13 protein-coding genes and 1 riboswitch are annotated in these 13,805 nt (G+C 72.1%); of the genes, 9 read left to right on the forward strand and 4 right to left on the reverse strand.

Annotation, left to right across the window (positions count from 1 at the left end):
* Nucleotides 1-680, reverse strand: a 680-nt coding sequence (locus tag QMK28_RS22215) for an NAD(P)/FAD-dependent oxidoreductase (protein WP_443050792.1), incomplete at its 3' end; no start/stop codon positions are given.
* A 151-nt stretch (nt 681-831) separates the two neighbouring features.
* A riboswitch (TPP riboswitch) is annotated at nt 832-944 on the forward strand.
* Here QMK28_RS22215 and thiO point away from each other — a divergent pair.
* From thiO to QMK28_RS22250, 7 genes are all read left to right on the forward strand, one after another.
* Nucleotides 942-2,411, forward strand: coding sequence for a glycine oxidase ThiO (thiO, locus tag QMK28_RS22220; protein WP_326440706.1), 1,470 nt, complete (start codon nt 942-944; stop codon nt 2,409-2,411). (Overlaps the previous riboswitch by 3 nt.)
* The gene (gene thiS / locus QMK28_RS22225) at nt 2,408-2,632 is read left to right on the forward strand and encodes a sulfur carrier protein ThiS (RefSeq protein ID WP_326440708.1); all 225 of its coding nucleotides are present in this window, start codon (nt 2,408-2,410) and stop codon (nt 2,630-2,632) included. The genes thiO and thiS overlap by 4 nt, the downstream gene beginning before the upstream one ends.
* Nucleotides 2,633-2,636: 4 nt before the next feature.
* On the forward strand, nt 2,637-3,434 hold the full coding sequence (locus QMK28_RS22230; protein WP_326440710.1) for a thiazole synthase: 798 nt from the start codon (nt 2,637-2,639) through the stop codon (nt 3,432-3,434).
* A 200-nt stretch (nt 3,435-3,634) separates the two neighbouring features.
* Nucleotides 3,635-4,180 carry an SRPBCC domain-containing protein gene (locus tag QMK28_RS22235; RefSeq protein ID WP_326440712.1) on the forward strand — a complete coding sequence of 182 codons (546 nt, stop codon included), beginning with the start codon at nt 3,635-3,637 and terminating at the stop codon, nt 4,178-4,180.
* Between the two features lie 194 nt (nt 4,181-4,374).
* Complete coding sequence (gene pknB, locus QMK28_RS22240; protein WP_326440714.1) at nt 4,375-6,330, forward strand: Stk1 family PASTA domain-containing Ser/Thr kinase; 1,956 nt, start codon at nt 4,375-4,377, stop codon at nt 6,328-6,330.
* Nucleotides 6,331-6,681: 351 nt separating this feature from the next.
* The gene (locus QMK28_RS22245; protein ID WP_326440716.1) at nt 6,682-7,584 is read left to right on the forward strand and encodes a deoxyribonuclease IV; all 903 of its coding nucleotides are present in this window, start codon (nt 6,682-6,684) and stop codon (nt 7,582-7,584) included.
* Nucleotides 7,585-7,727: 143 nt separating this feature from the next.
* Nucleotides 7,728-8,255: a DUF4396 domain-containing protein gene (locus QMK28_RS22250; RefSeq protein WP_326440718.1), complete on the forward strand. Its 528-nt coding sequence runs from the start codon at nt 7,728-7,730 to the stop codon at nt 8,253-8,255.
* A gap of 27 nt (nt 8,256-8,282) precedes the next feature.
* On the opposite strand, the gene QMK28_RS22255 is transcribed toward QMK28_RS22250, so the two are convergent.
* Nucleotides 8,283-8,906: a sulfite oxidase-like oxidoreductase gene (locus tag QMK28_RS22255; protein ID WP_326440720.1), complete on the reverse strand. Its 624-nt coding sequence runs from the start codon at nt 8,904-8,906 to the stop codon at nt 8,283-8,285.
* Nucleotides 8,907-9,059: 153 nt separating this feature from the next.
* Between QMK28_RS22255 and bfr the strand changes: the two genes are divergently transcribed.
* Nucleotides 9,060-9,539 carry a bacterioferritin gene (bfr, locus tag QMK28_RS22260; protein ID WP_326440722.1) on the forward strand — a complete coding sequence of 160 codons (480 nt, stop codon included), beginning with the start codon at nt 9,060-9,062 and terminating at the stop codon, nt 9,537-9,539.
* 93 nt (nt 9,540-9,632) lie between these two features.
* On the opposite strand, the gene QMK28_RS22265 is transcribed toward bfr, so the two are convergent.
* Together QMK28_RS22265 and QMK28_RS22270 are read right to left on the reverse strand one after the other, a co-directional pair.
* Nucleotides 9,633-9,950: a (2Fe-2S)-binding protein gene (locus QMK28_RS22265; protein ID WP_326440724.1), complete on the reverse strand. Its 318-nt coding sequence runs from the start codon at nt 9,948-9,950 to the stop codon at nt 9,633-9,635.
* Between the two features lie 193 nt (nt 9,951-10,143).
* The gene (locus QMK28_RS22270) at nt 10,144-11,493 is read right to left on the reverse strand and encodes a class II 3-deoxy-7-phosphoheptulonate synthase (RefSeq protein WP_326440726.1); all 1,350 of its coding nucleotides are present in this window, start codon (nt 11,491-11,493) and stop codon (nt 10,144-10,146) included.
* Nucleotides 11,494-11,758: 265 nt separating this feature from the next.
* On the opposite strand from QMK28_RS22270, the gene QMK28_RS22275 reads away from it, so the two are divergent.
* Complete coding sequence (locus tag QMK28_RS22275) at nt 11,759-13,723, forward strand: anthranilate synthase family protein (protein WP_326440728.1); 1,965 nt, start codon at nt 11,759-11,761, stop codon at nt 13,721-13,723.
* Nucleotides 13,724-13,805: the final 82 nt, after the last annotated feature.

Genomic DNA, 13,805 nt, shown 5'->3' on the forward strand with positions numbered 1-13,805 from the left:
ATCCCGGTGACGCGCGCGCCGGTGATCAAAGCGGCGCCGGAATCGGTGTACCAGGCGGCCATGTGCTCGGCGACCTCACCGGGGAGCGCCCCGGAGAGCGGCCGGTCGGCGGCCTCGACGACGGTCACCTCGCAGCCGGCCTCGCGGGCCGCCGTGGCGAACTCGGCGCCGATCCAGCCGGCGCCGACCACCACGATCCTGCGCTGCGCGGCCAGGACGGGGCGCAGCCGCTGGGCGTCGTCGAGGGTGCGCAGCAGATGTACGTCGGGCAGGTCCCCGCAGCCGGGCAGCGTGATCGCTTCGGCTCCGGTGGCGATGACCAGCCGGTCGTAGGGCACCGGGCCCGCCTCGGTCTCCAGCAGGTGTTCGGCGGGGCGCAGCGCCGTGACGTGCCGGCCCAGTTCCAGCTGGATGCCGAGCGCGGCGAAGTCCACGTCGAAGGCGGAGCCGTCGGATTTGCCGAGCAGGACCGCTTTGGAGAGCGGCGGGCGGTCGTAGGGCGGGTGCGGTTCGGCGCCCAGCAGGACGATCGCACCGTCCCAGCCCTGTTCGCGCAGGGCCACCGCCGTCTGCACCCCGGCCATGCCCGCGCCGACGATGACGACCCGGCGCAGCCTGTCCGCCGTCCGGTCCGGGGTCCTGGCCCGGCTAGCGCTCTGCGTACCGCTCTGCTCGCTCACCCGATCACTGTAGGACGGCGGTCGCGGCGGGCCGCAGCACCATGCGGCGAGATCTCTGACACAACGTCACGGCGACCGGCCCGCCGGGGCCCGCCACCGGCCGCCGGACGTCCTTACGGGCGGTCGGGGCCAAGCGTTAGGGTGGCGGGCGTAAGGCACTCGCGGGAGCCCGGACGGACCGGGCTGAGAGGGAGGCTGGACGGCCTCCGACCGTACGAACCTGATCCGGGTCATGCCGGCGAAGGGAGGGGCTGGACACCCATGCACGCCGCTACGGGCAACGCTTCGGACAGCTCTCCGGACCTGAACGACGCACCGGGGCACAACGCGCCCCCGAACGACGACAACGCACCGCGCGGCTCCGCGTACGACGCCGCGCACAGCCCGGCACTGGGCTCCGCCCCTGATCCCGCGCGCGCCCCGACGCCCCGCCGTCAGCCCGACGGCTCCGGCTCGACCTGCGACGTCCTGGTCATCGGCGGCGGCGTCATCGGCCTGGTCACGGCCTGGCGGGCGGCGCAGCGCGGTCTGCGGGTCACGGTCGCCGACCCCGCGCCGGGCGGCGGCGCGGCGCAGGTCGCGGCCGGGATGCTCGCCGCCGTCACCGAGCTGCACTACGGCGAGCAGACGCTGCTCGGCCTCAATCTGTCCTCCGCGCGCCGCTATCCGGCGTTCGCGGCGGAACTGGAGGAGGCCGGCGGCCAGGACATCGGCTACCGCACCTGCGGCACGCTCGCCGTCGCGCTGGACTCCGACGACCGCGCCCACCTGCGCGAACTCCATGATCTCCAGCGCCGTTCCGGTCTGGAGTCGCAGTGGCTCACGGGGCGCGAATGCCGCCGCCTGGAGCCGATGCTCGCGCCGGGCGTGCGCGGCGGCCTGCGGGTCGACGGCGACCACCAGACCGACCCCCGGCGGCTCACAGCGGCCCTGCTGACCGCCTGCGAGCGCGCCGGGGTCACCTTCCGCCGGGCCTGGGCGCAGCGCCTTTCGGTGGTACGGGACCGGGCAGCCGGCGCGGTGCTGGACGACGGCACCCGGATCGACGCCGACCAGGTGGTCCTGGCGGGCGGCAGCCTCAGCGGCCGGCTCGCGGGCGTCCCGGACGCGGTCCTGCCGCCCGTACGCCCGGTCAAGGGCCAGATCCTCCGGCTGCGGGTGCCGGCCGCGCTCTCGGCGCACGCGCCGTTCCTGTCCCGGACCGTACGGGCCACGGTGCGCGGCGGGCACGTCTACCTCGTGCCGCGCGAGAACGGCGAGCTGGTCCTCGGCGCGACCAGCGAGGAGCTGGGCTGGGACACCACGGTCACCGCGGGCGGCGTCTACGAGCTGCTGCGCGACGCGCACGAGCTGGTGCCGGGCATCACCGAGCTGCCGCTGGTCGAGACCCGCGCCGGGCTGCGGCCCTGCTCCCCCGACAACGCGCCGCTGCTCGGCCCGACCGCGCTCCCCGGCCTGCACCTGGCCACCGGGCACCACCGCAACGGGGTGCTGCTGACGCCGATCACCGGTGACGTGATGGCCGAGGTCCTGACGACCGGCGAGCTGCCGGACGAGGCCCGCCCCTTCTCGCCGCAGCGCTTCGCACCAGCGAGCCGGGAGACTCCGGCCCAAGGCTTGAGCACCGCAGGCACCGCAGGCACCGCAGGCACCGGTGATCCCGCGCATCCCTCCCCCGGGCTTCGTCCGGGGGACCCCGCAAGCACCGCACTCCAGGAGCAGTCCGCATGACCGCCACCGTGAACGAAGGGCCGAGCCTCTCGGTCAACGGTGAGCCCCGCGAGCTGACCGCCGGGCTCACCCTCGACCGGCTCGTCGAGACGCTCAGCAGCGCCCCGCGCGGCGTCGCCGCCGCGCTCAACGAGACCGTCGTCCCGCGCGGCCGGTGGGCCGACACCGTGCTGGCCGACGGCGACCGCGTCGAGGTTCTGACCGCGGTCCAGGGAGGCTGACCCGATGGCCGACGACCTGCTGACCATCGCCGACAGCACTTTCGGCTCCCGGCTGATCATGGGCACCGGCGGTGCGCCCAGCCTCGACGTGCTGGAGCGCTCGCTGATCGCCTCCGGCACCGAGCTGACGACCGTCGCGATGCGCCGGCTCGACCCGACCGTGCACGGCTCCGTGCTGTCCGTGCTGGAGAAGCTCGGTATCCGGGTGCTGCCCAACACCGCGGGCTGTTTCACCGCCGGGGAGGCCGTGCTCACCGCCCGGCTGGCCCGCGAGGCGCTGGGCACGGACTGGGTGAAGCTCGAAGTCGTGGCCGACGAGCGCACCCTGCTCCCCGACCCGATCGAGCTGCTGGACGCCGCCGAGACCCTGGTCGACGACGGCTTCACGGTGCTGCCCTACACCAACGACGACCCGGTGCTCGCCCGGAAGCTGGAGGACGTGGGCTGCGCCGCGATCATGCCGCTGGGCTCCCCCATCGGCTCGGGGCTGGGCATCCGCAACCCGCACAACTTCCAGCTGATCACCGAGCGGGCCGGCGTCCCGGTGATCCTGGACGCCGGGGCGGGGACCGCCTCGGACGCCTCCTTCGCGATGGAGCTGGGCTGCGCGGCGGTGATGCTCGCCTCGGCGGTCACCCGCGCCCAGGAGCCCGTCCTGATGGCGGAGGCGATGCGGCACGCGGTCGAGGCCGGCCGGCTGGCCCGGCGGGCGGGCCGCATCCCGCGCCGGCACTTCGCCGAGGCATCCTCGCCCACCGGGGGCGTGGCGGTTCTCGATCCGGAGCGCCCGGCGTTCGGCTGACGAGTGCCTTGAGCGGCGAGGCGCTCCCCGGACTCCCCGTCCGAGAGGGGCCCAGGGTGCGTCCTTCGGCCGCGCTGTCCTCAATGGCGTGGGGGCGCCTCCCGGCCGAAGGCTGGGGGAGATCGAGGACACGCGTCCACGGGACCGACCCGGTGAACAATCGCGGTCACCGCATTAGCTTGGGAGCGGAGGTGGTTTCCGTGACTGATCCCACGGCCGGTTCCAGGGCCGACGCCGATTCCAGGGCCGACGCCGATTCGACGGCCGGTGCCGAGGCGGTGACCGCCTCCGGCATGGCACCCGTCCCCGACCGGGTCGAGCGGGAGATCTACGTCCCGGCGCCGCCCGACCGGGTGTGGCGGGTGCTGACGGCCGTCGAGCACATCCGCTCCTGGTACGCCTTCGGGGGCGCGGAGGTGGAGCTGCGCCCCGGCGGAGCGCTGCGGTTCCGCTGGGACGAGCACGGCGAGTTCCACGGAGTGGTGGACGCCGTCGAGCCGCTCCGGCGGCTCTCCTTCCGGCTCGCCCTGTCCCCCGACGTCCCACCGGCGAAGGGCGGCTTCACCGAGGTCGCGTTCACGCTGTCCGCCGAGGACGAGGGCACCCGCGTCCGGCTGGCCGAGAGCGGCATCGGCGCGCTCGACGCCTCCGCCGCGCAGCGGGCCCGGCACGCCGAGTACGCGGGCATGGCCTGGGCCGCGGCCCTGGAGGAGCTCGGCGCCATCGCAGCCGCCTCACACGCCTGATCACAGCTGGTCCGCCCGCCGCGGCCACCGCCGCCCCGGTCGGTCCCCCGCGCCCCGGCCGCCTCGGTACGGCCCGGGAACCGGCCGGACGGCGCCCCTCCACACTGCGGCGCTGTCACTGTTCGGCTGCGGTAAGACAGCGGGAACTGCGCACCTGTCCTGATCCACCGGCCATGGCTCGTAGACTCCCCTGCGTGGATACGACCCTCCAGGACCCGCTCGTCGGGCACGTGCTCGACGGCCGCTACCGCGTCGAGTCGCGGATCGCCGCCGGTGGTATGGCCACGGTCTACCGGGCCATGGACACCCGGCTCGACCGGGTTCTCGCTCTGAAGGTGATGCATCCCGGGCTGGCCGCCGACGGCGCGTTCGTCGACCGGTTCATCCGGGAGGCCAAGTCCGTGGCCCGGCTCGCGCACCCCAATGTGGTCAACGTCTTCGACCAGGGGACGGACGGCACCTACGTCTATCTCGCGATGGAGTACATCGCCGGGTGCACCCTGCGCGACGTGCTGCGCGAGCGCGGGGCCCTCCAGCCGCGCGCCGCCCTGGACATCCTGGAGCCGATCCTGGCCGCCCTCGGCGCGGCCCACCTGGCCGGGCTCGTACACCGCGACATGAAGCCGGAGAACGTCCTGATCGGGGACGACGGCCGGGTCAAGGTCGCCGACTTCGGCCTCGTCAGGACCGTCGACAACAACAGCACCTCCTCCACCGGATCGGTGCTGGGCACCGTGTCCTACCTCGCCCCCGAGCAGATAGAACACGGCACCGCCGACACCCGCGCCGACGTCTACGCCTGCGGCGTGGTGCTCTACGAGATGCTGACGGGCTCCAAGCCGCACTCCGGCGGCTCCCCGGCGCAGATCCTCTACCAACATCTGCACGACGACGTCCCGCCGGTCTCCGACGCCGTCCCCGGCTGCGCGGGCCGGCTCGACCACTTGGTGACGCTGGCCACCGCGCGCGATCCGCAGCTGCGCCCCGACGACGCCGTCGCGCTGCTCTCGCACGCGCGCGCCGTCCGCTCCGAACTGACCGACGCGCAGCTCGACGCGGTGCCGCCGCAGGCCCTGACCGCGTCCCAGGACGGCTCCGAGGACCGTACGAGCGTCATTCCGCGGGCCCTCGGCGTACAGCCGCCGCTCCCCGGGATGCCGGACGGCGGGGCCGACGAGGCCGCGCAGAACCGGACCAGCCGGCTGGTGATGCCGGTCCCGCCGCCCGCGGGACCGCCGCCGGGTCCGCGAGGGCCGGTCGCGCACCGCCGCCGGATGCCGGGGCGCGGGGTGGTGACCATCGTGGTCGCCGTCCTGCTGGCACTCGGCGTCGGTACGGGCGTCTGGTACATCAACTCCGGCCAGTTCACCAGCGTCCCGCGAGTGCTGCGGCTCTCCCAGGCCGACGCCGAGAAGGCGGTGCGCGGGGCGGGGCTGGACGTGAAGGTCAAGCGGGACTTCAGCGGCAACGTCGCCCGCGGCCAGGTGATGGACACCGACCCGGACAGCGACGCGCGCATCCGCAACACCGGCACGGTCACCATCGTCGTCTCGCGCGGGCCGGAGATCGTGAAGATCCCCGATCTGTCGGGCACCCCGCTCGCCGACGCCAAGCGCGAGCTGCGGCAGCGCGGGCTGGTCCCCGGCACCGTGAAGCGGGCGTTCGACGACGAGGTCGCCAAGGGCTCGGTGATCGGTACGGACCCCAGGGCCGGCGCCGAGCGCAAGCCCGACTCGGCCGTCGCGCTGACCGTCAGCCGCGGCGAGGAGATCGAGGTGCCGGACGTGACCGGCGACGCGGTCGAGGACGCCAGGACCGAGCTGGCCGAGTCGGGGCTCAAGACCGAGGTCGCGGCCGAAAAGGTGTTCTCCGAGGAGGACAAGGGCGCCGTCGCCGTGCAGTCGCCGAGCGAGGGCGACACGCTGGGCAAGGGCGACACGGTCACCCTCACGGTCTCCAAGGGAGAGCAGATGGTGGAGGTCCCCGACGTCGAGGGGACGAACGTCGACGACGCGAAGGCGGAGCTGCGCGAGGCGGGCTTCGATGTTTCGGTGACCCGCTTCTTCTTCGGCGACACGGTGTTCGACCAGTCGGTGGACGGCGGGGAAGAGGCGCCCAAGGGCAGCACGATCACCCTGCGGGTGCGGTAGGTCGGTCGACCGCGGCGGTTGACTGGATCCTCAGCCCGGTGGATGGGTGTCCTCAAACGCCGGACAGGCTGATTTTGGCCCTGGCTCCGGGCTCCTTCCGGGAGGAACGCGTTCTTCGGCCGCGCTGTCCTCAAGCGCTGAGGGCACCTCCCGGACGAAGTCTGGGGGAGGGCTAAATTTGGCTCTCGCCCGGGCTCCGGCAGGGAGGTGCCCTCAACGGGCTGAAAATTCAGCCTGTCCGGCGATTGAGGACACGTCCACCGGGCTGAGGGCACTCCGCCGCCCGCCGGTCCCCCTCGCGCCCGCCCCGGCCGGTCCCCGCAGGTCGCGGGACCTGGCACCCTGGGGACCGTGACCCCTGTACACCACGCCCGCACCCCCGCCCCCGCGCAGGGCCCCCGTACGCGCAATCCGATCGGCGGGCACATCCCCGTGTCCGGTGGCCTGGCCAAGGCCGGATTGCCGTACGCCCGTGAGATGGGCGCCGAGAGCGTGCAGGTCTTCGTCGCCAACCCGCGTGGCTGGGCGACGACGGCCGGCAATCCGGTGCAGGACGAGGAGTTCCGGGCGGCCTGTGCCGACGAGGGCGTCCCCGCGTATGTGCACGCGCCGTATCTGATCAACTTCGGCTCGCACACCGAGGCGACCGTGGACAAGTCGGTGGAATCGCTGCGGCACTCACTGCGCCGGGCCCGCGAGATCGGCGCGCTGGGCGTCGTCGTGCACACCGGTTCGGCGACCGGCGGGCGGCCCCGCGCCGAGGCGCTGGCGCAGGTTCACGAGCGGCTGCTGCCGCTGCTGGCGGAGCTGACGCATGCCGACGACCCGTGGCTGCTGCTGGAGCCCACCGCCGGGCAGGGCTCGTCGCTGTGCGCGATGGCCGAGGATCTGGGCCCGTACTTCGACGCGCTGGAGCGTCACCCGAGGCTCGGCGTCTGCCTGGACACCTGCCACGCCTTCGCGGCCGGGCACGACATGGCCGCGCCGGGCGGGATGAAGCTGCTGCTGGACGAACTGGTGGAGGTGGCCGGCGAGGGCCGGCTGAAGCTGATCCACGCCAACGATTCCAAGGACGTCGTCGGGGCGCACAAGGACCGGCACGAGAACATCGGCGCCGGGCACATCGGCGCGGAGCCGTTCGGTGAGCTGTTCAGCCATCCGGCGACGGAGGGCGTGCCGCTGGTGATCGAGACGCCCGGCGGCAAGGAGGGGCACGCGGCGGACATCGCCCGCCTCAAGGAGCTGCGGGGCTGACGGACTGGCGGGCGGGTTGGCGCGCACGGGCCACGACCGACCGGCGCGGAATCCCTCGCGAACACCCCTCCCGGAATACCCCTAGGGGGTATATCGTTCCACTGAAGCGAGCAGGACGGTTTCGAGCGGAACGGGTGATCCGTATGCAGCACACCGACCACGGGAAAAGTCACGGCGACCAGGCGCACGACGGTCACGCCGACCACGCCGCCGACCACACCGCCGCCCACGCCCCGGTCAGCTGGTCGATGGCCGCCAAGGCCACCCTGCACTGCCTCACCGGCTGCGCCATCGGCGAGGTGCTCGGCATGATCATCGGCACCTGGCTCGGCTGGCAGAACCTGCCGACGATGATCCTCGCGATCGTCCTCGCGTTCTTCTTCGGCTACGCCCTCACTCTGCGGGGCGTACTGAAGGCCGGTCTCGATTTCAGGACCGCGTTCCGGGTGGCGCTGGCCGCCGACACGCTGTCCATCGCGGTCATGGAACTCATCGACAACGGCGTGATCCTGCTCGTCCCCGGCGCCATGGACGCGCATCTCACCGAGTGGCTGTTCTGGGCCACTCTCGCCTTCGCGCTGGCGGCGGCGTTCGTGGTCACCACGCCCGTCAACCGCGTGATGATCGGCCGCGGCAAGGGCCACGCCGTAGTGCACCAGTACCACCGCTGAGACCCCGACGGCGGGACGCGCCCCCGGTTACAGCTCGGGGCCGTCGCCCGGCACTTCCTGGTACGAGTAGCGCTGCTCGTCCCAGGGATCGCCGATGTTGTGATAGCCGCGCTCTTCCCAGAAACCGCGGCGGTCCGCCGTCATGTACTCGATGCCGCGGACCCACTTGGGGCCCTTCCAGGCGTACAGATGCGGGACCAGCAGCCGGACGGGGAAACCGTGCTCGGCGGTGAGCGGCTCGCCGCCCTTGTGGGTCGCGAAGATGGTCTGCTCCGTGGCGAAGTCGGCGATCCGCAGATTCGAGCTGAAGCCGTACTCGGCCCACACCATCACATGCGTGACATCGGGTGCGGGCGGCGCGAGTTCGAGGATCGTACGGGAGGCGACGCCGCCCCATTCCGCCCCGAGCATGCTGTACTTCGTGACGCAGTGCAGGTCCGCGAGGACGGTGGAGTACGGCATCGCCGAGAACTCTTCGTGGTTCCAGCAGTGCTTGTCGCCGTCGGCCGTCGCGCCGAAAACCCTGAACTCCCAGCGGTCCGGCTTGAACTTCGGGACCGGGCCGTAGTGCGTCACCGGCCAGCCCCGCTGCAGCCGCTGCCCCGGTGGAAGGCGATCCTGCTGCCCTTCGCGGCTTTCCGGCAGACCCATGTGTCCATGGTGTCAGACCCATGAGGGTGCTGGTGACCAGCACCACGGGGATTCGGGCAACTCCTACTAAGCATGCACTTACTGGACCGTCACGGCGGGCGGTGCGAGGATGCGCCCAACCTGCTGTTATCCCGCCTGGAAGGAGCCGCTGCCATGCAAGGCGACCCCGAGGTCCTCGAGTTTCTCAACGAGCAGCTGACCGCCGAGCTGACCGCGATCAACCAGTACTTCCTGCACGCGAAGATGCAGGAGAACTTCGGCTGGTCGAAGCTGGCGAAATACACCCGCTCCGAGTCCATCGACGAGATGAAGCACGCGGAGCTTCTTACCGACCGCATCCTCTTCCTGGACGGGCTGCCCAACTACCAACGGCTCTTCCATGTCCGCGTGGGCCAGACGGTCACCGAGATGTTCCAGGCCGACCGTCAAGTGGAGGTCGAGGCCATCGACCGGCTGAAGCGCGGAGTCGAGGTCATGCGGGCCAAGGGTGACATCACCTCGGCCAATATCTTCGAGTCCATCCTCGCCGACGAGGAGCACCACATCGACTATCTCGACACCCAGCTGGAGCTGGTCGAGAAGCTCGGCGAGCCGCTCTACATCGCGCAGCTCATCGAGCAGCCGGACAGCTGAACCGATCCGGCTGAACCGATTCGTCAGGCACGCTGCGAACCGGCGCCACCACCCGGCGCGGGACACCGGTCAGGCGGCGGCGTGGGGGACCGGTCAGGCGGCTTCGGCCGTCACCGGACGCATGCCCGAATCGACCCGCTCGGCTCGCTCACCGCGGCCGGCCTGGGCGGCTCGCTCACTGCGGCCGGCCCGCTCGGTCCGCCGGACCAGGTCGACCGGCTCGTCCTGCTCGGGCCGCGGGCACCCGCCCCGGCCGAGCAGCGCCTGTATGCGTCGTACGCAGCCACCGCAGTCCGTGCCCGCCTTGCAGGCGGAAGCGATCTGCCGGGGCGTGCAAGCACCGGTGTCCGCGTGGGCGCGGACCTGCTTCTCGGTGATGCCGAAGCATGAGCAGACGTACACGCGGTTCACCCCCGTGGGCGGGTCGACAGACGGGTGGAAGGCAGACTCACTGCCCTCTCGAACAGTGAGGTTACCCTAACCTTACCCACCTCGGTGGACGCATAACAACGCAGTGGGGGGCGGATCACAATCGATCCGCGCCCCAGCGTGCTGTGTACATCCGTGTACATCTGCGTGCCGTACGTGTGCGTCGCTCCCGGCCCTACTGGCCCCGGTACATCTCCGCGACCAGGAACGCCAGGTCGAGCGACTGGCTCCGGTTGAGCCGCGGGTCGCATGCCGTCTCGTAGCGCTGGTGCAGATCGCCGACGAAGATCTCGTCGCCGCCGCCCACGCACTCCGTGACGTCGTCGCCGGTCAGCTCGACGTGAATACCGCCCGGGTGCGTCCCGAGGCCCTTGTGGACCTCGAAGAAGCCCTTGACCTCGTCCAGCACATCGTCGAAGCGGCGGGTCTTGTGGCCCGAGGCCGCCTCGAAGGTGTTGCCGTGCATCGGGTCGCAGATCCATACCGGCTGGGCGCCGGAGGCGGTGACCTTCTCGACCAGGGTGGGCAGCCTTTCCCGGACCTTGTCCGCGCCCATCCGGGTGATGAAGGTCAGCCGGCCGGGCTCGCGGTCCGGGTCGAGCCGCTCGATCAGCGCCAGCGCCTCTTCCGGCGTCGTCGTCGGGCCGAGCTTCACGCCGATCGGGTTACGGATCTTGGACGCGAACTCGATGTGCGCGCCGTCGAGCTGCCGGGTCCGCTCGCCGATCCAGACCATGTGGCCGGACACGTCGTAGAGGTCGCCGGTGCGCGAGTCGGTACGGGTCAGCGAGGACTCGTAGTCCAGCACGAGCGCCTCGTGCGACGAGTAGAACTCGACGGTCTTGAACTCCTCCGGGTCGACCCCGCAGGCGTTCATGAAGTTCATCGCACGGTCGATCTCGCGCGCCAGCGCCTCGTAGCGCTGACCCGACGGCGAGGACTTCACGAAGTCCTGGTTCCAGGCGTGCACCTGGCGCAGGTCCGCGTAGCCGCCGGTGGTGAAGGCGCGTACGAGGTTCAGCGTCGCGGCGGAGGCGTTGTACATCCGCTTGAGCCGCTGCGGGTCGGGGATGCGGGAGGCCTCGGTGAACTCGAAGCCGTTGACCGAGTCACCGCGGTACGTCGGCAGGGTCACGCCGTCGCGGGTCTCGGTCGGCTTCGAGCGCGGCTTGCTGTACTGGCCCGCGATGCGGCCGACCTTCACGACCGGCACCGACCCTGCGTAGGTCAGCACGGCGCCCATCTGCAACAGCGTCTTGAGCTTGTTGCGGATCTGGTCGGCCCCGACGGCGTCGAAAGCCTCGGCGCAGTCGCCGCCCTGGAGCAGGAAAGCCTCGCCCTTGGCTACGGCCCCCAACCGGGTGCGCAGCTGGTCGCACTCACCGGCGAAGACGAGCGGCGGATAGGACTGGAGCTCCGCGAGCACATCGCGCAGAGCCTCTTGGTCCGGCCAATCAGGCTGCTGCGCCGCGGTCAGGGATCGCCAGGAGTTGCCATTGGCGTGGGTTTCAGCGTTCACGGTCACAGCCCCAACATTACGGGGTCGGCCGGACCGTCCCGTACGCCGCCCAGCAACTGAGACGGTCCCCTCCGCGCCCGCCCGGTCCGCTAGGGTCATCGCATGTTCGCGCAGCAGACCCGCACCTGGTGGTGGCCCCCTCATACGGCGGCCCACCTCATCGCGCGCACATCCTGAGACTTCTCACCGCGAAGGCCGCCCCCAGGGGCGGCCTTCCGTGTGTCCGGGCGGCTGTCCCTCCGTAGTTCCGCACCTCGGAAGGACCACCGTCATGGAGCACGATCCCCCGGCCCCCGACGCCGCCGCACTCGTCGCACGTCTGCTGGCTCCCGGCTGCCCGCCGTTCGCCCTGCTGCACCGCCGTACGCCCGGCCGCGACACGGAGGCCGGGAACACCGGGACGACCGTCGAGGTCCTGCTCGGCACCGTCACCGAGATCGAGCGGCTGGCCGACATCCCGCTGCCGCACGGCGCTCCGGAGGGCGGCCGGGCGCACGACGCGCTCGCGCTGGTGCCCTTCCGGCAGATCCGCGAGCGCGGCTTCGACGTACGGGACGACGGGACGCCGCTGGCCGTGCTGCGCCCCGAGGAGTCGTACGAACTGCCGCTGGCCGAGCTGACGGCCGCGCTCCCCCGGCACGAGGTGCGCGTCGAGGGCGGCGCGTTCGATGTGAGCGACGAGGAGTACGCGTCGATCGTCGAGCGGGTCATCGAGGACGAGATCGGCTCCGGCGAGGGTGCGAACTTCGTGATCCGGCGCAACTTCGAGGGCGAGATCCCCGGCTTCGGGGCGGCCGACGCGCTCGCGCTGTTCCGGCGGCTGCTGGACGGCGAGCGGGGCGCGTACTGGACGTACGTCGTGCACCGGCCGGAGCGGACGCTGGTGGGGGCGAGCCCCGAGGTGCATGTGCGGATGACGGGCGGCACCGTCGTGATGAACCCGATCAGCGGGACCTACCGCTACCCGGCCGAGGGGCCGAGCACCGAAGGGCTGCTGGAGTTCCTGCACGACCGCAAGGAGGTCAAGGAGCTGTCCATGGTCGTGGACGAGGAGCTCAAGATGATGTGCACCGTCGGCGACATCGGCGGAGTCGTCGTCGGACCCCGGCTCAAGGAGATGACCCACCTCGCGCACACCGAGTACGAGCTGCGCGGCCGCAGCTCGCTGGACGTACGGGACGTGCTGCGCGAGACCATGTTCGCCGCGACCGTCACCGGTTCGCCCGTGCAGAACGCCTGCCGGGTCATCGAGCGGCACGAGGTCGGCGGCCGGGGCTACTACGCGGGGGCGCTGGCGCTCATCGGGCGGGACGCGGGCGGCGCGCAGACGCTGGACTCGCCGATCCTGATCCGCACCGCCGACATCGACGCCGCCGGGGTGCTGCGGGTGCCGGTCGGCGCGACGCTGGTGCGCGCCTCCGATCCGCACAGCGAGGTGGCCGAGACGCACGCCAAGGCGGCCGGCGTGCTGACCGCGCTCGGGGTGCGCCCCGGCCCGGTACGCGCTGCGGACGCCGGCCGGCCGCGCCTCGCGGACGACCCGCGGGTGCGGGCCGCACTCGACGCCCGGCGCGCGGACCTCGCGCCGTTCTGGCTGCGGATGCGGACGGCCGAGGAGCGGTCCGCCGTACGGGACGGGCAGCTGGCCGGGCACGCGCTGGTCATCGACGCCGAGGACGCCTTCACCGCGATGCTCGCGCACCTGCTGCGCCACTCCGGGCTGAGCGTCACGGTCCGGCGGCACGACGAGCCGGGGCTGCGGGAGGCCGCGCTCACCCACCAGGGGCCGATCGTGCTGGGCCCCGGCCCCGGCGACCCCTCAAAGACCGCCGCCGACCCCCGGATGCGGTTCCTGCGCGGGCTCGCGGCCGAGCTGCTGCGGGAGCACCGGCACGGGCTGCTCGGGGTGTGCCTGGGCCATGAGCTGATCGCGGCGGAGCTGGGGCTGGAGATCGTCCGCAAGGACGTGCCGTTCCAGGGCGCGCAGGAGCGCATCGCGTTCTTCGGGCGTGAGGAGACCGTCGGCTTCTACAACACCTTCACCGCGCGCTGCGAGGAGCGGACCGCCGTCGAGCTGGCGATGCACCGCGTCGAGCTGAGCCGGGACGCGGCGAGCGGCGATGTGCACGCGCTGCGCGGGCCCGGTTTCGCGGGCGTGCAGTTCCATCCGGAGTCGGTGCTGACGCTGGACGGGGCCTCGATCGCGGCGGAGCTGTTGGCGGCTGTGCTGGTCTGAGCAGGGCGTTCGCGGGGCTGAGCGTTCGGGTGGTGGGCGCGGCCGGCCGGGTTGCCCTCGACTCTTTCGCGGTCGCGCGGGG

The organism is Streptomyces sp. H27-D2 (assembly GCF_035828615.1).
GTDB lineage: Bacteria > Actinomycetota > Actinomycetes > Streptomycetales > Streptomycetaceae > Streptomyces.

Excerpts from the sequence above, each read along its gene's own strand:
- QMK28_RS22255 (WP_326440720.1), bottom strand. The coding sequence starts at position 8,906 with ATGGGTCTGCCGGAAAGCCGCGAAGGGCAGCAGGATCGCCTTCCACCG.
- QMK28_RS22250 (WP_326440718.1), top strand. The coding sequence starts at position 7,728 with ATGCAGCACACCGACCACGGGAAAAGTCACGGCGACCAGGCGCACGAC.
- bfr (WP_326440722.1), top strand. The coding sequence starts at position 9,060 with ATGCAAGGCGACCCCGAGGTCCTCGAGTTTCTCAACGAGCAGCTGACC.
- thiS (WP_326440708.1), top strand. The coding sequence starts at position 2,408 with ATGACCGCCACCGTGAACGAAGGGCCGAGCCTCTCGGTCAACGGTGAG.
- QMK28_RS22275 (WP_326440728.1), top strand. The coding sequence starts at position 11,759 with ATGGAGCACGATCCCCCGGCCCCCGACGCCGCCGCACTCGTCGCACGT.
- thiO (WP_326440706.1), top strand. The coding sequence starts at position 942 with ATGCACGCCGCTACGGGCAACGCTTCGGACAGCTCTCCGGACCTGAAC.
- QMK28_RS22230 (WP_326440710.1), top strand. The coding sequence starts at position 2,637 with ATGGCCGACGACCTGCTGACCATCGCCGACAGCACTTTCGGCTCCCGG.